Raw genomic sequence first — 24,864 nt, 5'->3', positions numbered from 1 at the left:
GGGTGCGGAGAGCTGTCCGCGGGGTGTCGCAGGATCGGTACCCGGCGGCGCCTCGGGAAGCCGTACCGGTTCAGTGGGGCAGCGGATGTGCCTCGAAGAATTCCCAGATCAGCTGCGTGGCATCGATCGAGGTGGTGTTGGTGCCGACGAGGAATTCCGGAAAGGGGAATCCGGTGCTGCCGGGCCAGACGTGGCCGGCGCCCTGGACGGAATACAACTCGACGTCCGCGCCCGCCGGACATGGATAGCGTTCGTGGACGACGTCGAGAGCTGTCTCCCGGCGTTCGGCCGGGGTACCGCAGCCGTTGCGTCGCGCCCACCCGGCGACGCTGTCCGGAACGCTCGCGGGACCCGGTCCGTCGACCGCGGGACCGTCCCGGCCGGTGCCTGCCGCGGACCCGCTGCCGTCGGGCGACGGGAGCAGGCGGGCGTTGGGTCCGGCGCCGCCCGTATAGGCGATGATCGGGTCCGCGGTGCCGTGGAAGGCGATGAGCGGAACCGGGCGGGAAGTATTGCACCAGGCGAAATCCTGTACCCCCGCGACCGGTGCGACGGCGGCCACCCGATCGGATAGCTGGCAGGCCACCGAGGAGGTGGTGAACGCGCCCATCGACAATCCTGTGACGAAGATCCGGCGGGTGTCGGCACACAGGGTCGACTCGACATGGTCGAGCAGGTGCGCGATCCAGTCGATATCGGGACTGCCGGGCCGGAAGTTCCAGCGTGGCAGGCCGGGTTCGTCGAGTTGCGGTGTGACGGTGATGAATCCACGGGCGGCGCCGTAGTCGCCGAATCCGCTGGAAGCGCGGGCAATGGCCGCGGGCTCCATATAGCCGTGCAGGTCGAGCACGACCGGGCGAGGTCCGGGCGCATCGGGCGGAATATCCCGGATATAGGTGCCGGATCGCCCGGCCGCCGCGAAACGCTCGACCGTGGTGCCCGGCGCGGCCGGTGCCGCGGCGCAGCCCGGGGAGGGCGTGGCAGGAACACCGCCGGCGTTCGCCGGGCCGGCGAGCAACCCGGAGGGGGTGAGCGCGGCGATGACCGCGGCCGCGACCACCAGTGAACGGACGGCTCTGCTCCGCCGGTTTCCGCGGGACCGGACGGCGCGCCCCCGCAGGGCGGAAACAGTATTCCCCTTCATGAAATCAACCTTCTCACAAGGGTATGGCTCCTCGGCGGCGTTCGGTCGAAGTGCGAGGCCGGCGAACACAGCCGTCCGCGCAGTAGGTACAACTCTCGCCCGGCCGCGCGTCGCGGCCGGATCCGGTGGCCGTCGAATATAGGCTGACCGCGCCCCGGGATCGCTGCGAATCGAACCGAACGAAGGCGAGAAGTCATGCGCGTCCAGGCCGAGCCGGTGCCGCCCCGGCGCCCGCGGTTCCGCTTCCTCGTGCACGTGCCGGCGACCCTGCTGGTGCTCGCGGCGTTGGTGGCTATTCCGGTTTCCCCGGCCGCCGCGACCACGCGGGTCGATACCGCGTGCGGCGCGCCGCTGCCGGCCGATGCGGTGGCCGAAATCGTACGACTCTCCGATACCGCGACCCTGTCCGGTAGCGCACTGGAGCGCCTGGAACAGGCGGTGGAACAGCATCGCCGGATCACCGAGATCCTGGTGCGCCACCGCGATCGGCGGGGCCTGCTGGCCCTCGGCCTCGACGTGGTCGAGCAGTCGGCGGTCATGCCGCTCCAACGCGACCCGGCGGCGTTCGGCAACCCCGAATTCGCGCACCGCATCAGCCTCGACCTGCTGCAGCGGTTCCTGCGCAATATCCGTGCCGAATTCACCGGCGGCCGCGCCGAACCGCAGTGGGCGCACTACTTCACGCTGACCCGCGATTGCGCGCTGTCGCCGGCGCGGGTGGCGATGGCGGGCTACAACGCCCATCTCACCGTCGACCTGGCCTACGCGGTGGCCGCCGTGCGCGCCACACCGGCCGACGCGCCCGACCACTTCCGGATCGTGGATGCCATCGCGAACAAGGGCGCGCTCATCGTGGACGCAACGAAGAACGTCTACGGTGCCGATCTCGGACCGCTGTGGCGGTTCTATTTCCTGGGGGAGGGGCTCGACGCGGTCTTCGGTGCCGGGGTGGGCTCCGGCGCGCTGCTGCGGCTGGCCGACGCGGGAGCGAATGTGGTGATCTTCGGCAACGGCCTGGCACTGCAGGATCCGGCGCTGGCACCCGCCGCGCAGGCCGAGATCGATGCGCTGTGGCGCGGCGCCGATGCCGCGTTCGTCGTGCTGTCCGCGAACGGGGGGCTCTGAGATCCGGCTCTCCCATGTCGCGGCGGGCCGGGTGAGGTGGCGGTCGGTACGGTGACCGGAACGGTTCAGCGGGCGTGCGGTCCGCCCGGTACCCGCTCCGCTTCCACACGCAGCGTGCGGAACTCGGCGGCCAGGGCGTCGAGCGTGTAGTGGGCGTTGAGGCCGCTCGGATTCGGCAGGACCCAGACCTCGGTGCCGCCGATCGTTTCGGGTTGCGGCCCGACGGTGGTCCGCGGGCGGCCGAACGCGGTGCGGTAGGCACCCAGGCCGAGGACGGCGAGGATCCGCGGGCGATACCGGCGGACTCGGGCGACCAGTGCGTCGCCGCCGTCGCGCAGTTCCTGCGCGGTCAATTCCGCTGCCTTCGCGGTCGTGCGCGGCACGACATTCGTGATACCCAACCCCAATTCCAGCAGTTCGTCCTGCTCGTCGGGACGCAGCAGCCGCGGCGTGAACCCGGATCGGAACAGCGCCGGCCAGAACCGGTTTCCGGGACGCGCGAAATGGCAGCCGGTCGCACCCGACCACAGCCCCGGATTGATACCGCAGAACAGCACCCGGAGATCCGGCGCCAGCACATCGGGAATCGTCTTTCCTCCGGCGGCGGCGAGGTCGTCAGGCGTGGGACGGTACATCGCGGAACGGGCCATCCGTCCAGTGTGCCGCACCTGCCCGGCGGCCGCGGCCGCCGACCGGAAGATCGCGCGGTACCTGATTCCCGGTTCGCAGCGACTCCGGGCGCGGTGCGGCCGAGACCGTCTACTGCCCGGGTGGAGGGTCCGGTGCGGCGGGCCGCGGGGCGACCGCTTCGGGACCCTCAGCCGAGGTCGAGGCTGCTCCCGTTCATGTCCCGGGGTGCCGGCGCCGGCAGATCCGTCCCGGCGGGTGCCGGCGGATCGGTTCCGGCCGGGGCCGGCAGCGCGGTATCGGCGCCCACACCTTTTTCCGCCGCGGCGGTCCGGATCGCGTCCACCACGAGCAGCAGCGCCGCCCGCCGCGCCGAATTGGTGCGATAGGCCAGGGATACGGTGCGGGTGAGGATGTCACCGAGCGCGATGATGTCCACACCCGGCGGTCGCAGAGCCAGGCCCAGATCCGACACCAGTGTCACACCCAGCCCGGCCGCGACCATCGCCATCGCGGTCGCCTGCTCCTCGACCTCGTGGTCGATCCGCGGCACGACCCCCGCCGCCTGGAACGCCAGCCGCGCCGACTGCCCGAAATGCGAGCGGGCCGGGGCGAGAATCCACGGATGCTCGGCCAGTTCCGCGAGCGTCACACTGGCGGCCGGCACCGCCCCGGACGGTACGGCGGCCTGGATCCGTTCCACCGCGATCACCGCGCGCTGCAGGCCGCGGTCCCAGGTCATCGGGTAATTGGAGTAGTCGAGGACGAAGGACAGGTCCAGGGCACCGTCGCGGACCGCCGCCGCGGTCGCCTCCGGGGCGAGTTCGCGTGTCCGCACCGAGATCCCCGGATGGGTGCGGGCGAGGGCGGTGAGCGCGTCGGGCATCAGCCCGGAGGCCACCGACGCCCACACCCCGGCCGTCAGCGTCGCCGTCACCGATTCACCGGCATCCTCGAGGGCCTGGGTTGCGCGCTCCACCGAGGCCAGGATCTCCTCGGCGTGCTCGGCGAGCAGGACCCCGAGATCGGTGAGCTGCACACGACGTCCGCGTCGTTCGAACAATCGGGTACCGACATCGCGTTCGAGCTGGGCGAGCTGCTGCGACACCGCCGACGCCGTGTAGTGCAGGGCCGTCGCGGCCGCCGTGACCGTGCCGCGTCGATGCAGCTCGCGCAACATTCGCAGGCGAGGGATCGACAAGTCCATACCTCGAGCCTAAGCGTTGTGCAGCAACGCTGAACACCGCCGTGAACCAACCGTAAATAGACGGGCGCGCAGGTGCGACCGCACAGTTAGGGGATCGGGCACACGTCGTGGCCGGGGGACGAAGAAGTCCGGATGGAACATACGCGCGCCGGGCTGCCGATCTGGTGGTGCCGGCCGAGTACGACGAGGAGGTGGTTCATCGTGACGGCGATCGACAATCCTATGGGGAGTACCCCGCACGTGACCGCGCAAACCCTTCCGGACATTCCCGCGGCGCCGGCCGTCGCGGTACCGGCCGCACGCCGCGCCGAACCGTATATGCGCCTGCAGTGGACCGATTCGGTGACGGGCGCGGTCGGTTACCTGGTCGTGCACACCCTGCGCGCCGGCCTGGCCACCGGGGGCACCCGGATGCGGGCGGGCTGCACCTTGCGGGAGGTCGAGGATCTGGCCCGCGGAATGGCGGACAAGACCGCCACCTTCGATTTGCCGGTCGGCGGTGCGAAGGGCGGTATCGATTTCGATCCGAAGGATCCGCGCGCGCTCGGGGTGCTGGAGCGGTTCTGCGAGGCCATGCGCCCGTGGCTCGACGCGCATTGGGTGACGGCGGAGGATCTGGGTGTCCCGCAGCATCTGATCGACGAGGTCTTCGAGAAGCTCGGCCTGGGGCAGAGCTACCACGCCGCGATCCGCCGCGCCGCCGACCCGTCCGCCACCCTGGAGCGGGTCCGCGGCGGGCTGAACGCGGCGGTCGACGGCGGATTCCTGCTGGGCGATGTGATCGGCGGCTACGGGGTCGCGCACGCCTGTCTCGCCGCGGCGGTCTGGCGGGGCCGGCCACCTGCCGAGACCACGGTCGCGATCCAGGGGATCGGCACCATGGGCGGGGCCGCGGCCTACTACCTGCACGAGGCGGGGATGAAGGTCACCACGGTCGCCGACGCCGCCGGCGCCCTGTACTGCGCGGACGGGCTGGATATCCCGGCCCTGCTGGATCTGCGTGACGGTTTCGGCGAGGTCGACCGCACCCGGCTGCCCGAAGGTGTCGAGGAGTTGCCGCGCACCGCGGTGCTCGCCGCCGAGGTCGATATCCTCGTCCCGGCAGCGATCTCCTACGCGATCACCCCGGACAACTCGTTCGATATCCGGGCCCGCGTCATCGTGGAGGCCGCGAATGCCGCGACCACCCCGGAGGCGGAGGCCATGCTGGCCGCCCGCGGTGTCCCGGTGCTCCCGGATTTCGTCGCGAACGCCGGTGCCGTCGCCTGGGCCTGGTGGCTGTTGCTCGGCGAGGTCGACGACGAGCCGGAGAACTCGTTCGACCGGCTGCGCACCACCATGCACAGCAAGGTCGCGCAGTTGCTGGCCGCCTGGGCGGAGGAGGGAATAACCCCGCGGGAGGCGGGCCACCGCCTGGCCGACGAACCGGCGCCGGCCGGGGCCTCCGGTCCGGTCGTCATTCCCTGAGCGCGGGCGCCCGCCGCGGTGTCCGGGCGCGCCGGCCGCCGTGCGCTCACCTCGCGGGGTGGCCACGGGGCCGGCGCGTCTCGCGCCCCGCCCCGATGCCCCCCGTTCTGCCGGAACCTGTCGGGCGCGGAGAGTACGCTCACACCGGCCGGGGTGGCGGTGACGACAGGGAGGTACGTAATGGACGTACTGCTCGGAATCGGGACGCGTAAGGGTTTGTTCCTCGCGCGCAGCAAGGACGGCCGGTCGAACTGGGAGGTCGGTGAACCCCGGTTCGCGGTGGCCGATGTGAAGGCTTTCGCGATCGACACCAGGCGGGCGACGCCACGACTGCTCGCGGGCGTGCTGGACAGTCATTTCGGGCCGACCATGGTGTCCAGCGACGACCTCGGCGCCACGTGGAGCGAGCCCGACGACGCACCGCTGGCCTTCCCCGAGGACACCGGCGCGGCCCTCCAGGGGGTCTGGCAGATCGCGCCCGCCACCGCGGCGGAACCGGAGGTGGTGTATGCGGGCGCCGAACCCGCGGCGCTGTTCCGCTCCACCGACGGCGGCCGGCGGTTCGAGCTGATCCGGGGCCTGTGGGAGCATCCGCACCGGCCGCAGTGGATGCCCGGCGGTGGCGGGCTGGCCTTGCATACGATCCTGCCTCATCCGGCCGATACGCAGCGGATAGCGGTCGCCATCTCGACCGGCGGGGTGTATCGGAGCGCCGACGGCGGAACCTCGTGGCAGCCGGCGAACAAGGGCGTCACCGCGGATTTCATGCCGGGAGAACTGCCGGAGTGGGGGCAGTGCGTGCACAAGGTCGCCGTGGACGCCGCAACGCCGAGCACCCTGTACCTGCAGAACCACGGCGGCGTGTTCCGCAGCACCGACGACGGCCGGAGCTGGCAGTCGATCGACGGCGGATTACCCCCGGCCAACTTCGGATTCCCGATCGTCGCGCACCCCCGGCGGCCCGGTGTCATCTACACCTTCCCGCTCGACGCGGAGATGGAGCGTTTCCGCTTCCCGCCGGACGCCCGGTGCGCGGTGTACCGCAGCGAAGACGGCGGCGAGACTTGGACGGCGCTGTCCGACGGGCTCCCGCAGGTGCCGTTCTGGGCTGCCGTGATGCGCGATGCCATGTGCGCGGACGATGCCGATCCGGCGGGTATCTACTTCGGAACCCGCAACGGCGAGGTCTATTGCAGCGCCGACGAAGGTGATCACTGGCAGCTCGTCGCGGACAAACTGCCGGATGTGCTGTGCGTGCGCGCCGCGGTCGTCGGATAACGCCGTGGCCCGGGTCCACCTGCCGTCCATGTTGCGCACCTACGTCGGCGGCGAGAAGGAAATCGATATCGGCGGGGCCACCCTGCGCACTGTGCTGGATGCCGTGCGGGAGCGGTCGCCGGGGCTGGAACGCCGGCTGCGGGACGAAAGCGGTGAACTGCGCCGCTACGTGAACTTCTACATCGGCGACGACGAATGCCGCACGCTCGCGGGGCAGGATACCCCGGTCGGTGCCGAAACGGAGATCATGATCATCCCGTCGGTCGCCGGCGGGTGATCGCCCCACGGGCACGCCTGATCGTGCAACCTCGCCGCGGCACACCGGAAGTCGGAGCTGCCACGGGTGAGCCGTTGTGCCGCAGCTGTTCTCGGAAGTTCTGTTGACGTGTTCGCGGAGGAGGAGCCATGCGTATCGGCGTGCCGAGGGAACTCAAGGATCACGAGTACCGAGTCGCCATCACGCCGATCGGTGTGCACGAACTGACCGCCCAGGGGCACCGGGTCGATATCGAGACGGGCGCCGGATCCGGGTCCTCCATCACCGATGACGAATACGCCGCCGCCGGTGCGCGTATCGCCGCACGCGCCGAGGACGTGTGGGGTACGGCCGATCTGGTGCTCAAGGTGAAGGAACCGATCGCCGCGGAATATCCGCTGCTCCGTGCGGACCTGGTGCTTTTCACCTACCTCCACCTCGCCGCCGACCGACCGCTCACCGACGCGCTGCTCGACCGCCGGGTCACCGGTATCGCCTACGAGACCGTCCAGCTGCCGTCGGGCATCCTGCCGCTGCTCTATCCGATGTCGGAGGTCGCCGGTTGTCTCGCGCCCCAGGTCGGCGCGTACTCGCTGCTGAAAGCGCAGGGCGGGCGCGGAGTGCTGATGGGCGGGGTAGGCGGGGTGGCCAATTCGCGGGTGGTCATCCTCGGGGCCGGGGTCGCCGGGCAGAACGCGGCGAATATCGCCCTGGGCATGGGTGCGGACGTGACACTGCTCGATACCGACCTCGACAAGCTGCGGATGTCGTTCTGGCGCTATCACAACCGGGTGCACGGGCTGGCATCGTCGCGGCTGGCCATCGAACAGCAGGTGGAACAGGCGGATCTGGTCATCGGTGCGGTGCTGATCCCGGGCGCTTCGGCGCCCAAGCTCGTCGGCAACGATCTCGTCGCGCGGATGAAACCCGGTTCCGTGCTGGTCGATATCGCCATCGACCAAGGTGGCTGTTTCGAGGATTCCCGGCCGACCACACACTCCGAACCCACCTTCCCGGTGCACAATTCGACCTTCTACTGTGTGGCGAATATGCCCGGCGCGGTGCCGAACACCTCCACCTACGCCCTCACCAACGCGACGCTTCCGTACACGGTCGCGCTCGCGAACAAGGGCTGGCGCCGGGCGCTCACCGAGGATCCGGTACTGGCGAAAGGTCTCAACACCCATGCCGGTGCGATCACGAATGCTGCGGTCGCCGAGGCCCACCAGCTGCCCCCGGTGGCGCTCACCGAGGTCCTCGATCGCCGGGACGTGGTCTAGCCGGTTATGCCCGCGCCCCCGCTGGATTGGTCACGCAGGCCGGGCTGAGCCGAGCCGGATCACCGGATTCTTCGTGCCGTGGGCGCCGGGCCGGCAGTCGCCGTGTCTCGCTCACGCCGCTCCGCAGGTACCCGACCTCACTGCGGACCTTCCCGTGCCGGTTACCGGGTGCGCCCGGGTAAGGTCGCGGCGGCAACGGATCCGGCGATGACGACGCCGGTGCAGAGCTGAGCGAGGTGGACCGACATGTTGTCGACTCCCTGGTCCCGGGAGAGGGGGTTGCGGGCGCCGATAGTGAACGCTCCGATGGGCGGGGTGGCGGGTGGGCGTCTCGCGACCGCCGTGACCGCCGCCGGCGGTCTCGGGATGATCGGGATGGGTAGCGCGGGCTCGGCTGCGGCGTTGACCCGTGAGCTGGAACTACTCGGCGAAGTCTCCGGTCCGTTCGGGATCGGGATGGTCGACTGGGTACTGGCGCGGGAACCCGGTCTGCTCGAGACGGCTCTCGCCGCGCGGCCGGCCGTGGTCTCGATCGGTTTCACCGGCGATTTCGCCTGGGTGGACCGATTGCACCGGCACGGCGTCGAGGCGGTGACCCAGGTCTACGACGCGGAGCAGGCGCGCCGGGCTGCGGATGCCGGGGTGGATGTGCTCGTTGCCAGGGGCGCCGAGGGCGGGGGTCACGGGGAACCGCTACTGGGCACCCTTCCGCTGCTGGATGCCGTACTGGACGCGGTCGACGTACCGGTCCTGGCCGCCGGCGGAATTTCCACCGGCCGGACCTTGGCCGCCGTACTGGCCGCCGGTGCGGCAGGCGCCTGGGTGGGGACGCGGCTGACGATGTGCACCGAGGCACTGACGACTACCGGTGCACGCGCGGCTCTGGCCCGCGCGAGGGCAACCGATACCGTGACCACGCGCGTCTTCGACATCGCCCAGAACCTGTCCTGGCCGGCTCGGTTCCCTTCCCGCGTGCTGCGCAACGACTTCACGCGGCAGTGGGCCGGCCGCGAGGACGAACTGGCCGGTACACCCGCGGTCCATGCGGAGGTGGCTGCCGCGACGGCCGCGGACGACCCCGATATCGCACCCGTCGACGCGGGCCAAGGGGTGGGCGTGCTGGCGGAGAGCGCTCCGGCGCGGGCAGTGATCGCGGACCTGTGCACGGCAGCGCAGCGGTGCCTGCGGAACTTGGGCACGAGCTGACGACAGTAGTGCGCGTGGGCGTGCAGCTTCGGTTCTCCCGCCGAGACGGCGGGCCGAGGGCGTCTGTGTTGCGCACGGGGCATTCTGTCCGCGGACCAGGAGTTGGCCGCCGGAACCGGATCGGGTGGCAGGCGAGCATAGAATTCCGAAATGGTTCCCGCCGCAAACGTCCTCGCTTTCGTGGCAGCGGCCACGCTGGTCATCATCGTTCCGGGCCCGGGCGTGCTGTTCACCATCGGGCGCGCGCTCACCCTCGGCCGACGGGCGGCGCTGATCTCGGTGCTGGGTCATCTGCTCGGCGTGCAGATGGCGCTCATCTTTGTCGCGCTGGGCCTGGGTGCGGTGCTGGCGGCATCGGCCACGGCCATGGCGATCGTGAAACTGGCCGGTGCGCTGTACCTCATCCACCTCGGTGTGCAAGCGATCCGCGAACGAAGGGCGTTGCACGAGATGCTGGGTACTCCCGTCCCGCCGGCGGCCGGGCGGCGAGTGTTCCGCCAGAGTGTGGTGGTCGGCGTGACGAATCCGAAGGCAATTGTCTTCTTCGCGGCGGTGCTGCCGCATTTCGCCGATCCGGCGTCGGGCGCGCTGCCCGTTCAGCTGCTGGTGCTGGGTTCGATCTTCCTGCTGATCGCGCTGGTCTGCGACAGCACGTGGGCGCTGATCGCGTCCGCGGCGCGGCACTGGTTCGCCCGGTCGCCGAGGCGGCTGGAACTGATCGGGGGAGCCGGTGGGGTGATGATCGCCGGGCTCGGCGTATCGGTTGCCGCGGAGCAGGGTTTGTCCGGGCACTGACCGGAATCCGGGCACACCGCCGCGGGCCGATACGATCCGCGCACGGTCGAGCGGTGATCAGCAGGTCACGTGGATATCGGCGACGGAGTCGAACGATACGTGGACGTGGTCGTAGTGATTCTGGGTAGGGCTACCGCGATCCTCCATATACGACCAGCCGCTGCCGTCGTTGTACCGCTGCTGCCAGATCACATAGGTCACTCCGAAGCGTTCCTTGTTGGCCAGCACGAACTCGGCGATCGCGTCGCCCTGCGCGGGATCGGCGGTCATGAAATCGAGTGCCAGGCCGGCGCCGTGCTCGCCGTCGTACCGGCCGTGGGCCCCGCCGATATCGCCGATCCCGAATGTTTTTCCGATCAGATTGCCCACCTGTGCCACGTGCGGCTGTGTCCCGGCGAGCTCCGTGGAGCAGGGTACCGGTGGCGGGGCGAGCCGTTTGAGATATCGGGGCGGTTCGGGTGGGTTGTCGAGTGCGGCGGCCACCGGCAGCGCCTGCTGCGCCGCCGCGGGAGGATCCTGGCGGGCCTGGTCCGTTCCTGCCGGTACCGCCGCATCGGCCGCCGCCGCGGCCGGTTGGGTGTTCGGGGCGGGGCGCGAGGTCACCGTCAGGACGATGGCCGCCGTCGCCGCGATCGCACTCCCGGCCAGGGGAGCGAGCCGCGGGGCTCGCGCCGGTTTGCGGTGTAGACCAGGCATAATGGTGACCACTCGTAACGCTCGGAGACAAGATCACCGTTAGATTACGAAATGGTCGCCGCAATGTCACGGCGCTGGCGCACTTGGGTCAGTTCACCGCTTTGCGTAGTCGGCGGCACCCTGCCAGTCGATCATGACGCAGGGCTCGTCCCCGACGGTCCAGGCGTCGTGCCCGGGTGGGACGATCATGAAATCACCGGGGCCGTATTCCTGTTTCTCGCCGTCGTCCATGACCACCGCCAGGTGTCCCGACACGCAGTAACCCATATGCGGCGCCTGGCAACTGTCGGTCCCGGCGAGGGGTTTGACATGTTCCGACCATCGCCAGCCGGGTTCGAAAACCGCCCGGCCCACCGGGCCGGTATCGAGCCCTACCAGATCGAGCTTGCCCTTACCCGCCTCGAAGGTGCGGGTTTCCTCGGGCGAATCGAAATTCTTGCGTACCAAACCGGACATGACGGTTCTCCTCGGTACTGCGGTCCCCACCCCACCTGGCGGCGCAGCCGCTCATGGCGCGCCAGAAGTACAGAAGCATGATCTGGATCACACTCTACTTCGGTGGGTGTGAGGCGGCAAGGTGGCCGAGGTGAGGGGGATCGGTTCGAACATCGGCGGTTCGTCCTCGGGGAACAGTGCGGTCGGGCCGTAGATCCAGTCGGTGAACGAGTAATCGTCCACCTGCCGCGCCCGCAGCAGAAGGTTGCGCTGCTCGCGCGGCACGCCGTCGAGATGCCACAGCTCGCCCCATACCCGAGCCGTCAGGACCACCCGGCGGCAGTGTTCCGGCCGGACCGCCTCGTACGCGGCCAGCGCACCCTGCCAATCGACCACGCCGTCCGCGCCGCGCAGCCGCCGCACATGTTCGGCGAGCACCCATCCGTCCTCGATGGCCATGATCGCGCCCTGGGCCATGTACTGCAGTGGTGGATGTGCCGCGTCGCCGAGTAGGGCGATCCGGCCGTCGACCCAGGTGCCGATCGGGTCCCGGTCGTACATCCGCCACCATTTGTCCCGCCACATATGCGGTAGTCGCTGCTGGACGAAATCGCAGGTCGCGGTGAACGCGGCGTCGAGTTCGTCGGGCGTGCCCCAGTCGTCCAGCCCGGCCCGCGCTGTGGGGGATTCGAAGACGGCCACCTGGTTGAGCAACTCGCCACCGCGCAATCCGTAGTGGACGAAATGGCAGCGCGGCCCGACGTAGACGACCACCTCGGACAGATCGACGGGGCCGTTCACCTGCGCCATCGGCACCGTCCCGCGGTAGGCGACGTAGGCCGACGATACCGGCTCGTCATCGGTGAACAGTTTCCGGGCGACGGAGTGCAGCCCGTCCGCGGCGATCACCACGTCCGCTTCGTGCACCACACCGGTATCGGTTGTCGCGCGGGCCTTCTCGCCGGTCTGGGCATACGACGTCACCCGCTGTTCGGTGCGGAGTTCGACACCGGACGCCCGGCACGCCTCGAGGAACAGGGCATGCAGATCGCTGCGGTGGATGACCAGGTACGGGAAACCGTACTTCCGCTCGAGGTCGGCCAGGTCGAGGGCGGTGAGCTCACTGCCGTCGACCGCGTCGCGCATCACCATCCGGCCGGGCACGAGCCCGCGTGCCTTCGCCGCGGCGAGCAGGCCGTAGTCGTCGAGGATGCGGGTGCAGTTCGGTGCCAGCTGGATACCGGCGCCGACCTCACCGAACTCCTTGGATCGCTCCAGGACCCGCACGCGCAGCCCGAGCCGCGAAAGTGCGAAAGCGGTGCTCAGACCGCCGATTCCGCCGCCGACCACAACGACGTCCGGGGTGCTCATTCTGCTGCCCTCCTCAGAGCCAGGGGCCGAGGTCGGCGACATCGGCGAGAGAGTGGGGACGACCGGCGAGGTAGGCCGCGACCTGCGGAAGCGGCCCGCCGGGTATTTCGCCGAGGCCGCGTTTGCCCTGGATATCGGCAACGAGCGCGGCGAGGAAATCCTCGGGGAGATGCGCGAAAGTGGTGCCTGTGCCGAGGTCGACGGCATGGACACACACCTCGCGCGCCCGCAGCCACGCGATCTCCGTGGCCGGAACGGTCCGGCCCTGGGCGGTGACGATTTCGGTACGCCACTGCGCGCCGGTCAGGGCGTCCATGGCGACACCCAGCTGGTGTACAGACGATTTCAGCCGGTCCGCGAGATCGGCCGCGGAGCGTTGCGCGCCCGCCTCGATATCGGCGGTGCGCTGCTCCGGCGAGGTGTACATGGGGGTGCGCTCACCGGTTCGTGCCCAGTGCACGAGGTTGCCCAGCGCGTCCGCGTTGGCGGCGACGTGTGCGACCAGGTGTTTGCGTGTCCAGCCGGGCAGGATGCTCGGCTGCGACATCTGCTCTTCGGCGAGCGCGGCGGCCTGGGCCGTGAACAGCGCCGTCCCTTGCTCGACCCACCGCAGCGAATCGGCGTGCGTCCGTACGCTCACGACGCCGGCACGACCGTGTTGGTGCACGCCCCGAGGCCCGCGATCCGTGTCACGACGGTTTCGCCGCCGGCGAGGTAGATCTTGGGGTTGCGGGCGTGGCCGACACCGGCCGGAGTCCCGGTGGCGATCAGATCGCCCGGGTTGAGCCGGATCACCGTCGACACGTACTGCACGAGGGCCACCGGGTCGAACAGCAGGGTGCCGGTGTCATCGTGCTGCCGCACGGCACCCTCCACAATCGTCTCGACCTCGAGTGCCGGGCGCACCCCGCCGACCTCGTCGGGCGTGACGACATACGGGCCGACCGGGGTGGAGGAGTCCCAGATCTTGCCCTGGGTCCATTCGATCGTGCGGAACTGCCAGTCCCGCATCGAGATATCGTTCATCACGGTGAATCCGGCGATGGCGGCGGCGGCCTGGTCCGCGGTGGCCCGGCGCACCGGTTTCCCGATCACGGCCACCAGTTCGACCTCCCAATCGAGCGCTTCGGTTTCGCCCGGCTTCACGATCGGGTCGTTCGCACCGATGAGGCTGTCGGCGAACTTCGGGAAAAGGGTCGGGTAGCTGGGAAGTTCGCGCCCCATCTCCTTGATGTGGTCGGTGTAGTTGTGGCCGACGCAGATCACCTTCGACGGGTTCGGCACCACGGGGGCGAAGTCGGCGCCCGCGGCCGGCCACGCCGGGCCGGCGGCGTTCGCGGCGCGAGTGGCCCAGTCGTCCCGGGCGAACAACGCGCCGAGATCGGAAAAGCCTAGATCGACATGGGTGTCGCCGTCGAGGCGGACCGCGCGGGTGCCGCCGTCGACGCGGAGGGTGGCCAGTTTCATCGGGTGATCTCCTGACGGTTGAGCTGCAACGCCTCGAATACGGGGGCGTCCGAGAAGCGGAAGAGGTCGAGTGCGCCGGAATCGGAATCCGTGGTGCCGGCTTCGGATCCGGCGGAAAAGGGTTCCCACGACGGGACGACGAACAGATCGCCGCGGGTGACCGACCAGGACTTCTCGCCCACGGTCACGGTGCCGGAACCGTCGAACACCTGGTACACCGAGGAACCCGTCTCGCGAACCGGGGCGGTCTGCGCGCCGCGGGCGATCCGGTGGAATTCCGCGCGGATGGTGGGCAGGACGTCGGTACCGTTGTGCGGGTTCGAGAACCGCACCGCGGCGTGCCCGGGTTCGACCGTGCCGCCGTACCCCTCCTTCTCCAGCAGCAGCTGATCGTTCAGTGCGGCATCGGTGTGCTCCCATTTGTAGGCCAGCAGCGGCGACCCCGGCGCGACCGCACCCACCGACACCGGCCGTAGCCCCGGATGGCCCCACAACCGCTCCGACCGCGACCGCTCGGGCGTGATCCGCTCGGCCGCGCTGATCTCCTCCCGGCCGAACTGGAAGAACTGCGCTTCCACCACGTACTGGAACGGGATATCGAGTCCGTCGATCCAGGCCATCGGTTCCGTGGTCGCATTGTGGTGCGCATGCCAGTTCCAGCCGGCCTGCGGCAGGAAATCACCGCGGCGCATCGGTACGGCATCACCATCGGCCACGTCGCCGCTGCCACCGACCACCGTCCAGACACCCGAACCCTCGACCACGAAACGGAAGGCGTGCTGGGTGTGGCGGTGCTCCGGGGCGTCCTCACCGGGCATCAGATACTGGATCGCCGCCCACAGCGTCGGGGTCGCGAACGGCCGCCCGCCGAGCGAGGGGTTCGCCAGGGCGATCGCCCGCCGTTCCCCGCCGCGGCCGACGGGCACGATAGTGCCCGCCTGGGCGGCCAGGTGGAGCAGGTTCTCCCACCGCCACAGATGCGGCACCGCGCGGGAGCCGGGATGGGCCGGCATGAGGTCGCCGATCTCGGTCCACAGCGGCACCAGCAGTTCCTGTTCGAAACCGCGGTACAGCTCCTCGAGAGCCGGGGTCACCTCCGGCTGGTTCGGCGCGGCGACCGCCCGCAGGCGGACGGGGGTGTCAGTCGTGCTCATATCGCCTACAGTGGCGGCTGTCGAGTAAGCAGAACATCAAATTCTGGAGAGCGGAACAAGCGGATGGGTCACCCGGAACCGAAGAACCCGCCGGCGTATGTCGTCACCAGCGCCGATCACGCCTTGCGGGCAGCGGTGATGTTGCAGCTGGAGGGTGGGCTGACGGTCAGCCAGGTGGCCGAGCGGCTGGGGGTGGCGCGGTCGACGGCGCATCGCCTGTTGCAGACATTGGTGTACCGGGACTTCGCGGTGCAGGACGATGCGCGTAAGTACCATCCGGGTCCGGTGCTCGAACTGGCCGCCCATTCCCAATCGCGGACCTCGCGGCTGCGGGCCGCCGCGCTACCGCATCTGCAGCGGCTGGTCGACCTGGTGGGGGAGTCGGCGAACCTGACTATCCGGACCGGCGACACCACGCGCTTCATCGCCAGCGTGGAATGCCGGCAGGCGCTGCGCGTGGGCTCACGCGAGGGGATGGTGTTCCCCGCGCATCGCACGACCGCCGGTCTGGTATTGCTCGCGGACCTCGAGCCGGACGAGGTGGCGGAACTCTACGACGAGCGACGGTTCACCGAGCGCGCGGACGAACGGCCGGACCTGTCCGGGCTGCGCGCCCAGCTGGCCCGCGTCCGCCGCGCCGGGTTCGCGCTCAACAACGGATTGTCCGAGCGCGGCGTGGTCGCCGTCGGGGTTCCGGTCCGCGATGCGGCCGGTGCGGCGGTGGCGGGCCTCTCGGTCTCGATGCCGTCGATCCGCTACGACCGGAACAAGCTGGCCGCCCTGGTCGCCACGCTGCACCGTGCGGCCGGCGCGATCGAAGCGGATCCCGGCAGCGACTGAGACCGCCGGGCCGGAGATCATTCCCGGAGCCGGTCCGGTAGCGCAGCGGGAGTCCGCGGTGCCGGGCGCCGGATCGCCGACATGATCCGGCCGACGAGTTCGTCGAGGCGGTCGCGATGTGTCCCCGCCCAATAGACGCGGGCGCACCCGGTGCAGCGGAGAAAGGTGTCGTGGTGACGGCGGACGTGCGGGGGAAGCCGGTCGGCGATATCGGCTTTGTCCACGCCTGCCAGGGCCGCGCCGCAGCGCAGGCAGCGAGTGAGCGGGGCGAGGAAGTTGGCGAGGTCGAGCCGGTCGATCACCTCCACGACCTGATCGACCGGCTGTTCGGCGCGCACGAAAAGGCCGTGCGTGACGATACGGCGGGCGAGCAGGCCACGGTCCCTGGTGAGCAGGATCCGGTGGTCGTCCACGGCGATCTCCGCGAGTCGCGCATCACCGGCCTCGAACTCACAGCGGACATCCAGCCCCATCAACCGCAACAGGCGCGCGGCGCCACCGAGATTGACGTCGACCAGTAGCCGCGGTTCGCGCAGCGGATGCGGTCGTACCCGGGTCAGCGCGGTGATATCCAGACTTTCGAACACGGGGTAGGCGGCGAGCCGATCGCCGGGCCGGGGCCGGTGCCCGAAGCTCACGGATTCCCCGTTCACCAGCAAGAGGTCGATCTCGGTGTGCGGTATACCGGCCGCCTCCACCACATCTTTCACGGTCTGATGGGACCGCACCGGCCGCCGTAGCACCGAGAATCGGGAGCGCGGGGGCAGGAAATCGTTGAGTTCCGCATAGACGCGTAATTCCAGGCTGCCCGGCCCGGCGTCGAGCTCGTCGGTGTGCGTATTCACGATGAACTCCGTGCTCGTACCGACTCTGTTCGGAAGTGCTGCGCTACCTCGGAGTTTACCCGGCCGAATCGCACGCACGTCCCGAGCCGGTGCGAAGGTTCCCGCCGCCACGGCCTTCCGAGGTCGGCCCCGCGCGGAAGTTCTTCGCCCTCAACGATGCCGGGCGTGCGGAGCTCGCCGACTTCTGGGCGAGATAGGATTACGTATCGGCCCGGATGAACTAGCTCAAAGGGTCGAGGCGCTAGGAGGGGGCCGCGGGCGGTCGAGGAGTCGTGGAACTGATCGGCACCGATATCGCGGCTTTCTGTGATGACCTGATCAAGGATTCGCGAACCTACGCCGAGATCTATCAGGAGTCCGCCGGCAAGCGGCTCGGCTGACGGCCGGCAACCCGGCGATATCCGCCGATTCGACCGGAAGTCATCCCGTCACCGCCACCGCGATTTTCCCCCGCGCGTGATGCCCGAGCATATGGTTCACCGCGTGGGCGACCTCGCCCAGCGGGTAGGTCCTTTCGATGATGACCGCGACATCTCCGGAAACAAGCAGCGCCCGGAGGTCGTTCAGGTTGTCGTGGTCGGGCAGGCAGGTGACGGAGCGGATATCGGCCGGGCCCCACCGCATCGTCTTCGCGCGCACGATGCGGGGCAGGCTGCCGAAGAGCCCGCGGGGGTCTCCGATGCTGTTGGGCACGAGCGTCCCGGTGGAGGTCAGCAACCGGGCTGTCACGGCGGGTGGGTGGTTCAGCACATTGTCGAGGATCACGTCGTAGCGCTGTGTGCCGGCGGTGAAGTCTTCCCGCGTGTAGTCGATGACGTGGTCGGCACCCAGCGACTCCACGAACTCGATATTGCGCGTACTGCACACCGCCGTGACCTGCGCGCCGAGTACCTTGGCGAGCTGGATCGCGAGAGTGCCGACACCGCCCGACGCCCCGTTGATCAGGACTCGTTTCCCCGGCCCGGCGCGGCCGGTGTCGCGGAGCGCCAGCAGCGCGGTGATTCCCGACATGACCGATGCCGCAGCCACCTCGAAGGACAGCTCGGCCGGTTTGGCGATCAGCTGGGACGCCGGGGCCACCGCGAATTCGGCGAACGTACCCGCCTGCGGCTTCCCGCTGTTGTTCCACAGCGAACCGAACACTTCGTCGCCGGGACGGAATTCTCCGACGTTCTTGCCGACCGCCTCGACGACCCCCGCGATATCACTTCCGCGCACCGGCGTTGCGGGACGCGGCAAGCCGAACTGCAACCGGAGGACGTAAGGGGTACCCGTCACCGTGACCCAGTCCGGCGTGTTCACGCTGGTAGCCCGCATCCGCACCAGCACGTCGTCGTCTCCGGGGACGGGCCGGGCGATGATGTCCTCCGCCAGCACTCGGTCCGGCAGGCCGTATGCGCGCTGGACGATGGCCTTCATCGTGGCGTCGGGTCCGACGCCGGCGGCGCCGGACACGTGGGCATTCATCGATCTCGACATGCTGATCTCCTCGGAGAGCCGGCCCGGGTCGTCCCCGGGTACGTATCGATCGTCGCGGTCGGGGCCGCCGGAAACATCGGACGAGCGGTTCGTTCCGCGTCGTCCGTACGGCCGATGGCGCAGGTAGTACTTTCGGCCGGTGCGCCGCGTTCAGCCTCCGGCGCGGTCGGTCTCGTAGGCCCAGATGACGAGTTCCACTCGGTTCCGGGCGCCCAGTTTGGCCATCAAGCTCGCGATATGTGTTTTGACGGTGCTGAGGCTGATATGGAGTTCGGCGGCGATCTCGGTATTCGTTCGCCCGCGAGCCACCGCGGTCAGGACATGTTCTTCGCGCGCCGTGAGCTGGACGACCGGCCGAGTCGGTGCCGCGGTGCGGCCGGAATTCGCGAAGGCGGTGAGCAGGCGGGCGGTGATACTCGGGGCGATGAGCGCGTCGCCCCGGGCTGCGGCGCGCAGGGCCTGCACCAGCATCGCGGGCCCGGCCTCCTTCAACAGGAATCCGCGGGCGCCGGCACGCAGCGCGGCGTAAACGTATTCGTCGAGGTCGAAGGTGGTGATGACGACGACAGCGAGCGGATCCCGTACCTCGGGCCCGGCGAGCCGGCGGGTCGCCTCGACGCCGTCCAGGCCCGGCATGCGGATATCGAACAGGCATACATCGGGGCGAAGGTCGAGGGCCAGGCGGACGGCCTGCTCACCGTCCGCGGCCGCACCTACCACCTCGATGCCCGGTTGGGCCTCGAGGATCATCACCAAGCCGGTACGGACGATTTCCTGGTCGTCGGCGATCACCACCCGCAGGATTTCCGCCTCGCCCGCGGTCACAGCGCCGCCGCCGCGCGGGGGAGTACCGCGGTCACGGTCCAGCCGCGGCCGGGGCCCGGGCCCGCCGCGCAGGTGCCGCCGAGCAGGCCTGCCCGCTCGGCCATTCCGGCCAGACCGTAGCCGGGGAGACCGGCCGGGCGTCCGGTACCGCCGTCACCGTCGTCCCGTACGAGCAGCCGGACCGCGGAGTCGTCCGCGGTGACCCGCACCTCGATCCGCGTGGCGTGCCGGGCATGGCGTAACGCGTTGGTGACCGACTCCTGTGCCAGCCGATAGACGGCGGTGCCGACGGCCGCGGGAAGGTCCGTCATGTCACCCCGGACGTCCACCTCGACCGACGGGCCGGCACCGGCGGGCCGGGCCAGCCGAACCACATCGGTGATCCCGAGTGTGGGGGAGCGGTCCGGGTCGTCGTCCGGTCGGTCGCGGCGGAGTACTCGGACGATCGCGCGCATCTCGGCAAGCGTTTCCACGGCCTCGGTTTCGATCCGGCGCAAGGCGTCGACGGCGGCTCCGGGTCTGGACTCCGCGACCGCCAGCCCCGCCTGGGCGCGAATCGCCACAGCGGAAATATGATGGGCGACGGTATCGTGCAGATCGCGGGCCAGTCGTTCGCGTTCCAGCAGCCGGACCCGATCGAGCTCCCGGGCTTTCGCCCGGGCCCGGTACCGCGCCGCCGAGCCCAGCGCGACGGCCGCGCACAGCACGGCCGATCCCGCGGCGGTATCGGCCGCCGTAAGCCCGCTGCCGACCATCGCGATGCCCGCGCACGCGAGAACGATCGCCGAGCCGATGACGATATCGCGTCCGGATCCCCACCGGTACAACGCGTACGGAAGCAGCAGCATCGCCGCCATGGCGGTGATCTCCGACTGTTCGCCGCCCAGCGACAGCGTCACCGCGGTCGAGACGAGAAAGGCTGCGCCCGCCATCGGCAACGGCCTGCTCCGGCGCCACAGCAGCGCCGGGATGATGCCGACCGCGACAACAATCCACACCAGCCGATGCGAAACATCCGGCCGCAGCGTGCCTTCGGCCACGGCGAGCACGCCGAACACACCGACCAGCGCCCAATCCCGCCACGACCGGCGCGGCGGGTCGGGTGCGGCGGGCTCGGACCAGATCGACCGCAGCGAGTCGTGTACCCGTCCATGATCGCGCGTGCGCCGCACGAAGGGAATCGCACCGGTGATCGGCATTTCCGTCGGGCGGACCACCGGCCTCTGGACAGCGTGAGAGTAATGATCCGATATTGCACAACGCCTGCGGGCATGTTTCGGCGCCGAGTATCAGCATCCACCACGGCCGGTCGTGCCTGTCGCCCTGACCTATCCTCGATCACGAGGTTCGTGCCGGGATACGGCGTGGGGCCGGAGGATCTCGGAGATCTCGGCCGGAGGTCCGGGGAGGAACGGTTATGCACGGCGACGAGTTGTCCTGCACCCGCACACGTCTCGGCCCCCTGGCAGCGGTACTGCTGTTGGTGTCGGTCATCGCCGGCGGCTGCGGAACATCCGACAGTGCGCCCCCGGGCGGTTTCCCACTCGCCGCGGCGACGGTGGTCGACCGGGCCGTGCGAGCGCATATGGAGGCAGGGCTGATTCCCGGTGTCGCGGTGGCGATCGTGGATCCGGATCGGGGAACATTCCGGCAGGCATACGGCCTCGCCGATATCGCCACCGGACGACCGGCGACCGTCGACGACCACTACCGCATCGGCAGCGTGACGAAGACCTTCACCGCAACCGCTGTCCTGCGCCTGGCGGAGCAAGGGCGGCTGGCGCTGGACGATCGGCTGGAGCACTTCGTGCCGGGTGTGCCGAACGGGGGTGCCACCACCCTCAGGCATCTGCTCGGTATGCGCGGCGGCGTCTACGACTACTCCCGTGACCCGGAGTTCGTGGAACAGCAGGCCCCCGCGGAGCCGACCCGCGTATGGAGTGGCCGTGACGTGCTGCGAATCATCGCGGCCCACCCTGGGGAAGCGAAACCACCGGGGCGGCAAGGGGTTTACTCCAACTCCGAATACTACTTGCTGGGGATGGTGCTCGAGCGGGTGACCGGCCGGCCGCTACGGCAGGTACTCGGCGACCTTGCCGCCGAGTACGGATTACGCGCGACCTCCTTCCCCGGTGATGGATCGCTCCCCGATCCCGCCGGTCGGGGATACGCCTACGCCGCGGATGTGGCGGTCGATGTCACCGAACGCACACGCCCGGAGGTCTACGGTGCGGCGGGCGCGATGGTGTCCACGGTGGCCGACCTGGCCTTGTACGCGGGCGCCTTGGGCCGGGGCGAACTGTTGCAGGAATCGACTTTCCGGGAACGGACCGAATTCACCGAGATCGCCCTTCCCGCGGGCGGCACGGTGCCGTACGGCCTGGGTTTGATCGAGAACGGCCACTGGTTGACCCACAGTGGAGCCGTTCTCGGTTACTCGTCCCAGATCGGCTATCTCCCGGATCACGATGTCGGTGTGGTGGTCGTGGCGAACCAGTACACGCTGCCGCCGGAGCAGTTGCTGATCAGCGCGTCGAATATCTGGTCGGCAATCGTGGACGATCTCTACCCCGGCACCCGTGGTGCGGCCGTCGCCGAATCCGTGGTCACACCGCCGGTACCGACTGTCGCCTCTCGACGGGGCCGTCGGCCACCGAGTCGCCGGCTTGCCGATGAGTACGACGAGGCGGGCGCCGACCGCGGTACGGATGCCGCCATATCGTTCGTGGTCGATACGTCGTCGTGCATGCACCCCGCCAGTCGGGCGAGACCACCAGTCCGGTGGAGTCGGCGCGTACGCTCACTGCCGGTAGCGGGTGGCCGATCCCATCCAACGGCGAACGGAGTGGTATGAGCGCGAGCGATGCGCGGACCATCGTGTCCACCGAGCCGGGTTCCTTCGCCTGGGGCGTGCTCACGCATCGGCATCCCGCCATCATCGAACAGGTCGGTGACGCCCACCCGTACCCACCCGAAATCCGGCGCCGCCTCGACACGCTGCGCGAACACATCACGGGAACCGTGCAGCCGTTGCCCGACGGCGGTGCCGCCAAATCGCGATGGGACCGGTGGGGGCACGACATGTACGGTCGACGGTGGCTCGACATCCCGTTTCTCTGGGCCGAAAGCTACTTCTACCACCTGCTTCTCGACGCGGTCGGCTACTTCGGAACCGGTCCGTGGCGGGGGATCGATCCGTTCACCCGTAAACGAGCCGAACTCGACGACCCCGCGCTCGACGCCGAGCTCTCGACGACGGCAACCCGGACCGGCTTCCGCTCGTCGCGGGAGCAGCTGATCGCGCTGCTGCACGCCGCGCTGTGGGGCAATCGGGCGGACCTGGGGTTTCGGCTGTCGCATTCCGCGGCGGCCGATGACGAGGCGCCCGGCAGCATTCTCGACGATCAGTCCACCGAGGTGGCCGACCACCTCGCCACCCACTCCGCGGGAACCCTCTGCCTGATCGCCGACAACGCCGGCCGTGAACTGATTCCCGACCTTTTCCTCATCGACCACCTGCTGCAATTGCACCCGCACCTCGTCCTGGACCTGCACCTCAAACCGCGGCCGTACTACGTCTCGGACGCCACCACCACCGACCTACTGGCGACCCTCGAGCGTCTCTCGGGTATCCCCGGAGCGGCGCGCGCGACAGCCGACCGGATCTATTCCGAACTCCGGGCGGGCCGGCTGCGGGTACGTACCCACGACTTCTACTGTGCTCCCTTGTCTTTCCACCACCTGCCCGGCGACCTGCACGCCGATCTCGCGCGAGCCGACACCGTGATCCTCAAAGGCGACCTCAACTACCGGCGACTCGTCGGAGACCGCCACTGGCCGGCCACCACCTCGTTCACCGCACTCACGCAATATTTCCCGGCCCGCGTGATCGCCCTGCGCACCCTCAAATGCGACGTCGCCGCGGGCATCGACGCCGGCATCGCCGCCGATCTGGACGAGAACGAACCGGATTGGCGGATCAGCGGTTCCCACGGCGTGGTGCAGATGAGCGAGGTATCGGACGGTTAGGTGATCGCGACACCCACCGGCGGCTACCAGGATTCGCTGTACCGCAAGGGGGAATGCGCGCCGGGGCGGATATCGGGTACGAGAACCGTGGTGTGCCAGCGGTCCTCCTCCCACAGCTGGGCCGGGAGGTCCGTGTGCAGCCGGTGTTCGAAAGGCGTGGCCAGCGCGATCACCAGGGTGGTGCGTTCGATCAGGCGGCGGCGCTCCCAGGTCAGCGGGCCCGAGATCTCGAGCACGCCGGGCCCGGGGCCGATCGTCGCGGGAACGTTGACGACCAGGGGTGCGGCGGTCCAGGTGGCCGGGTAGTCGTAGTAGCGCGCGAGGTAGGTGCGGGGTGCGCCCGCGGTGCCGAACGAGAGCGCGGACAGTGCCCAGTCGACATCGGGAAGGCCGAACAGACCCCAGAAGTGCGCGGACAACCAGGAATGGATCGGCAGCGCGATCGTCCGGTCGTCGCGGGCGATCGCCGGGGAATCGATATGGAGCAGGGTGATCTCGGTATTGCGCGTACGCATGCTCGGAGCCGTCCGATCGATCATCGGGCGGGGCGGGAGGCGGCGGTGACGGTATGGCCGTACGGAACTGCGTCCAGGAGGGTGACCGCGATCTCGGTACCGTTGGGCACCTGATAGGTGCGCTGTTCGCCGCGGCGGGCCCCGGTGAGCGCGGCGCCGAGCGGGGAGTCGGGGGAGTAGACCTCGAGGTCGCTGTGTTCGGCGTCGCGGCTGCCGAGGAGGAAGGTTTCGGTATCACCGGCGCCGTCGTAACGGATGGTGAGCACCATGCCGGGCTCGGCAATCCCGTCATCCGGGGGATCTTCGCCGAACACGGCGTTGCTCAACAGGTTCCGGATATGGGCGATACGGGCCTTGCGCTGGTGGTGGGCGGCGAGCCGGTCCTGCGGGTCGGCGGATTCGGTGTCTTCGGTGTTTTCCGCGGCCAGCAATTCGGACAATTCGGTCTCGAGCTGTTCGCGGGCGTGGGTTGTCAGCCAGATGGGCGCACTGCTGGTCATATCCGTCCTACGGGTTCGAGAGAAAGTGGATGTCGGCCGTCGGGGCGGCGGAGGGAGAAGGAGGGCCGCCCCGACGGCAGAACTCCGTGGGGCCGGGGTGTTCGGGCACCCGCGCCCCGGGTGGGGGAATGGGCGAGGGCGCAGCCCGGGGGCGGGGTGGCCCCCCCGCCGCGCGCGGGTCGGTGGCGGGCGGGCCGCCGGTCGGCCACGCGCCCGGCGTCGACGAGCACCGCCGAGGTGGCGATCCCGAGAGCGAGTTGGGCGTTCTGTTCGCCGACGAGGTTGGTGGTGCCGGTGTCCGCGTTGATCCTGGCGAGGGCCCG

General features: G+C 69.5%; 25 protein-coding genes and 1 pseudogene. 11 read left to right on the top strand and 15 right to left on the bottom strand.

The window, feature by feature from the left end; genetic code table 11:
- Positions 1 to 70 precede the first annotated feature (70 nt).
- Positions 71 to 1,144 carry an alpha/beta hydrolase family esterase gene (locus tag QH276_RS20515; RefSeq protein WP_280400736.1) on the bottom strand — a complete coding sequence of 358 codons (1,074 nt, stop codon included), beginning with the start codon at positions 1,142 to 1,144 and terminating at the stop codon, positions 71 to 73.
- Between the two features lie 195 nt (positions 1,145 to 1,339).
- Between QH276_RS20515 and QH276_RS20510 the strand changes: the two genes are divergently transcribed.
- A complete protein-coding gene (locus QH276_RS20510; RefSeq protein ID WP_280401051.1) occupies positions 1,340 to 2,269 on the top strand; it encodes a DUF5995 family protein in 930 nt (309 codons plus the stop codon).
- A gap of 65 nt (positions 2,270 to 2,334) precedes the next feature.
- Here the strand turns inward: QH276_RS20510 and mug are convergent, their stop codons facing one another.
- Positions 2,335 to 2,919: a G/U mismatch-specific DNA glycosylase gene (gene mug / locus QH276_RS20505; protein WP_280401050.1), complete on the bottom strand. Its 585-nt coding sequence runs from the start codon at positions 2,917 to 2,919 to the stop codon at positions 2,335 to 2,337.
- A 167-nt stretch (positions 2,920 to 3,086) separates the two neighbouring features.
- Positions 3,087 to 4,103: a LysR family transcriptional regulator gene (locus QH276_RS20500; protein ID WP_280401049.1), complete on the bottom strand. Its 1,017-nt coding sequence runs from the start codon at positions 4,101 to 4,103 to the stop codon at positions 3,087 to 3,089.
- Positions 4,104 to 4,301: 198 nt separating this feature from the next.
- Between QH276_RS20500 and QH276_RS20495 the strand changes: the two genes are divergently transcribed.
- From QH276_RS20495 to QH276_RS20470, 6 genes are all read left to right on the top strand, one after another.
- Positions 4,302 to 5,570, top strand: a complete 1,269-nt coding sequence (locus QH276_RS20495) for a Glu/Leu/Phe/Val dehydrogenase dimerization domain-containing protein (protein ID WP_432278702.1) — start codon at positions 4,302 to 4,304, stop codon at positions 5,568 to 5,570.
- A 180-nt stretch (positions 5,571 to 5,750) separates the two neighbouring features.
- The gene (locus QH276_RS20490; protein WP_280401048.1) at positions 5,751 to 6,848 is read left to right on the top strand and encodes a WD40/YVTN/BNR-like repeat-containing protein; all 1,098 of its coding nucleotides are present in this window, start codon (positions 5,751 to 5,753) and stop codon (positions 6,846 to 6,848) included.
- A gap of 4 nt (positions 6,849 to 6,852) precedes the next feature.
- Positions 6,853 to 7,125, top strand: coding sequence for a MoaD/ThiS family protein (locus QH276_RS20485; protein WP_280401047.1), 273 nt, complete (start codon positions 6,853 to 6,855; stop codon positions 7,123 to 7,125).
- 128 nt (positions 7,126 to 7,253) lie between these two features.
- Positions 7,254 to 8,384, top strand: a complete 1,131-nt coding sequence (gene ald, locus QH276_RS20480) for an alanine dehydrogenase (RefSeq protein WP_280401046.1) — start codon at positions 7,254 to 7,256, stop codon at positions 8,382 to 8,384.
- Positions 8,385 to 8,630: 246 nt separating this feature from the next.
- Positions 8,631 to 9,590 (top strand): NAD(P)H-dependent flavin oxidoreductase, encoded by a 960-nt coding sequence (locus tag QH276_RS20475; RefSeq protein ID WP_280406857.1) that lies wholly within the window; start codon positions 8,631 to 8,633, stop codon positions 9,588 to 9,590.
- A gap of 150 nt (positions 9,591 to 9,740) precedes the next feature.
- A complete protein-coding gene (locus tag QH276_RS20470; RefSeq protein WP_280398854.1) occupies positions 9,741 to 10,385 on the top strand; it encodes a LysE family translocator in 645 nt (214 codons plus the stop codon).
- Between the two features lie 57 nt (positions 10,386 to 10,442).
- Here QH276_RS20470 and QH276_RS20465 read toward each other — a convergent pair whose 3' ends face one another.
- The 6 genes from QH276_RS20465 to QH276_RS20440 all read right to left on the bottom strand — a co-directional run bounded on the left by QH276_RS20465 (position 10,443) and on the right by QH276_RS20440 (position 15,508).
- Positions 10,443 to 11,081, bottom strand: a complete 639-nt coding sequence (locus QH276_RS20465) for a hypothetical protein (protein ID WP_432278621.1) — start codon at positions 11,079 to 11,081, stop codon at positions 10,443 to 10,445.
- A gap of 93 nt (positions 11,082 to 11,174) precedes the next feature.
- Positions 11,175 to 11,537, bottom strand: coding sequence for a cupin domain-containing protein (locus QH276_RS20460; protein WP_280398853.1), 363 nt, complete (start codon positions 11,535 to 11,537; stop codon positions 11,175 to 11,177).
- Positions 11,538 to 11,624: 87 nt separating this feature from the next.
- On the bottom strand, positions 11,625 to 12,887 hold the full coding sequence (locus QH276_RS20455; RefSeq protein WP_280398852.1) for an FAD-dependent oxidoreductase: 1,263 nt from the start codon (positions 12,885 to 12,887) through the stop codon (positions 11,625 to 11,627).
- Positions 12,888 to 12,900: 13 nt separating this feature from the next.
- On the bottom strand, positions 12,901 to 13,527 hold the full coding sequence (locus QH276_RS20450) for a maleylpyruvate isomerase family mycothiol-dependent enzyme (protein ID WP_280398851.1): 627 nt from the start codon (positions 13,525 to 13,527) through the stop codon (positions 12,901 to 12,903).
- The gene (locus QH276_RS20445) at positions 13,524 to 14,354 is read right to left on the bottom strand and encodes a fumarylacetoacetate hydrolase family protein (RefSeq protein ID WP_280398850.1); all 831 of its coding nucleotides are present in this window, start codon (positions 14,352 to 14,354) and stop codon (positions 13,524 to 13,526) included. The genes QH276_RS20450 and QH276_RS20445 overlap by 4 nt, the downstream gene beginning before the upstream one ends.
- Positions 14,351 to 15,508, bottom strand: coding sequence for a cupin domain-containing protein (locus QH276_RS20440; protein ID WP_280398849.1), 1,158 nt, complete (start codon positions 15,506 to 15,508; stop codon positions 14,351 to 14,353). Before QH276_RS20440 ends, QH276_RS20445 begins: the two co-directional genes overlap by 4 nt.
- Positions 15,509 to 15,571: 63 nt before the next feature.
- Here QH276_RS20440 and QH276_RS20435 point away from each other — a divergent pair, with 63 nt between their 5' ends.
- Positions 15,572 to 16,348: an IclR family transcriptional regulator gene (locus tag QH276_RS20435; RefSeq protein ID WP_280398848.1), complete on the top strand. Its 777-nt coding sequence runs from the start codon at positions 15,572 to 15,574 to the stop codon at positions 16,346 to 16,348.
- A gap of 17 nt (positions 16,349 to 16,365) precedes the next feature.
- Here QH276_RS20435 and QH276_RS20430 read toward each other — a convergent pair whose 3' ends face one another.
- Positions 16,366 to 17,193, bottom strand: coding sequence for a Mut7-C RNAse domain-containing protein (locus tag QH276_RS20430; protein ID WP_280398847.1), 828 nt, complete (start codon positions 17,191 to 17,193; stop codon positions 16,366 to 16,368).
- A 257-nt stretch (positions 17,194 to 17,450) separates the two neighbouring features.
- Between QH276_RS20430 and QH276_RS20425 the strand changes: the two are divergent.
- Positions 17,451 to 17,573: pseudogene (locus QH276_RS20425) on the top strand (DUF1048 domain-containing protein); the annotation flags it as partial.
- 40 nt (positions 17,574 to 17,613) lie between these two features.
- On the opposite strand, the gene QH276_RS20420 reads toward QH276_RS20425, so the two are convergent.
- The 3 genes from QH276_RS20420 to QH276_RS20410 all read right to left on the bottom strand — a co-directional run bounded on the left by QH276_RS20420 (position 17,614) and on the right by QH276_RS20410 (position 20,696).
- A complete protein-coding gene (locus QH276_RS20420) occupies positions 17,614 to 18,672 on the bottom strand; it encodes an NAD(P)-dependent alcohol dehydrogenase (protein ID WP_280398846.1) in 1,059 nt (352 codons plus the stop codon).
- Between the two features lie 150 nt (positions 18,673 to 18,822).
- The gene (locus QH276_RS20415) at positions 18,823 to 19,497 is read right to left on the bottom strand and encodes a response regulator transcription factor (RefSeq protein WP_280398845.1); all 675 of its coding nucleotides are present in this window, start codon (positions 19,495 to 19,497) and stop codon (positions 18,823 to 18,825) included.
- Positions 19,494 to 20,696 carry a sensor histidine kinase gene (locus tag QH276_RS20410; RefSeq protein ID WP_280398844.1) on the bottom strand — a complete coding sequence of 401 codons (1,203 nt, stop codon included), beginning with the start codon at positions 20,694 to 20,696 and terminating at the stop codon, positions 19,494 to 19,496. The genes QH276_RS20415 and QH276_RS20410 overlap by 4 nt, the downstream gene beginning before the upstream one ends.
- Before the next feature lie 218 nt (positions 20,697 to 20,914).
- Here QH276_RS20410 and QH276_RS20405 point away from each other — a divergent pair, with 218 nt between their 5' ends.
- Both QH276_RS20405 and QH276_RS20400 read left to right on the top strand, forming a co-directional pair.
- Complete coding sequence (locus tag QH276_RS20405) at positions 20,915 to 22,351, top strand: serine hydrolase domain-containing protein (RefSeq protein WP_280398843.1); 1,437 nt, start codon at positions 20,915 to 20,917, stop codon at positions 22,349 to 22,351.
- The gene (locus QH276_RS20400; RefSeq protein WP_280398842.1) at positions 22,348 to 23,526 is read left to right on the top strand and encodes a damage-control phosphatase ARMT1 family protein; all 1,179 of its coding nucleotides are present in this window, start codon (positions 22,348 to 22,350) and stop codon (positions 23,524 to 23,526) included. The genes QH276_RS20405 and QH276_RS20400 overlap by 4 nt, the downstream gene beginning before the upstream one ends.
- Before the next feature lie 23 nt (positions 23,527 to 23,549).
- Here QH276_RS20400 and QH276_RS20395 read toward each other — a convergent pair whose 3' ends face one another.
- Entirely contained in the window at positions 23,550 to 24,041 is a 492-nt protein-coding gene (locus QH276_RS20395; protein ID WP_280398841.1) for a hypothetical protein, read from the bottom strand.
- Positions 24,042 to 24,061: 20 nt separating this feature from the next.
- Positions 24,062 to 24,541: a GreA/GreB family elongation factor gene (locus QH276_RS20390; RefSeq protein WP_280398840.1), complete on the bottom strand. Its 480-nt coding sequence runs from the start codon at positions 24,539 to 24,541 to the stop codon at positions 24,062 to 24,064.
- Positions 24,542 to 24,864: the final 323 nt, after the last annotated feature.

Origin of the sequence: Nocardia carnea (genome assembly GCF_029869215.1) — a bacterium.
Taxonomy (GTDB): Bacteria; Actinomycetota; Actinomycetes; order Mycobacteriales; family Mycobacteriaceae; genus Nocardia; species Nocardia carnea_B.
The sequence above is the reverse complement of the archived record's forward strand: the minus strand, read 5'-3'. Positions and strand labels throughout refer to the sequence as shown.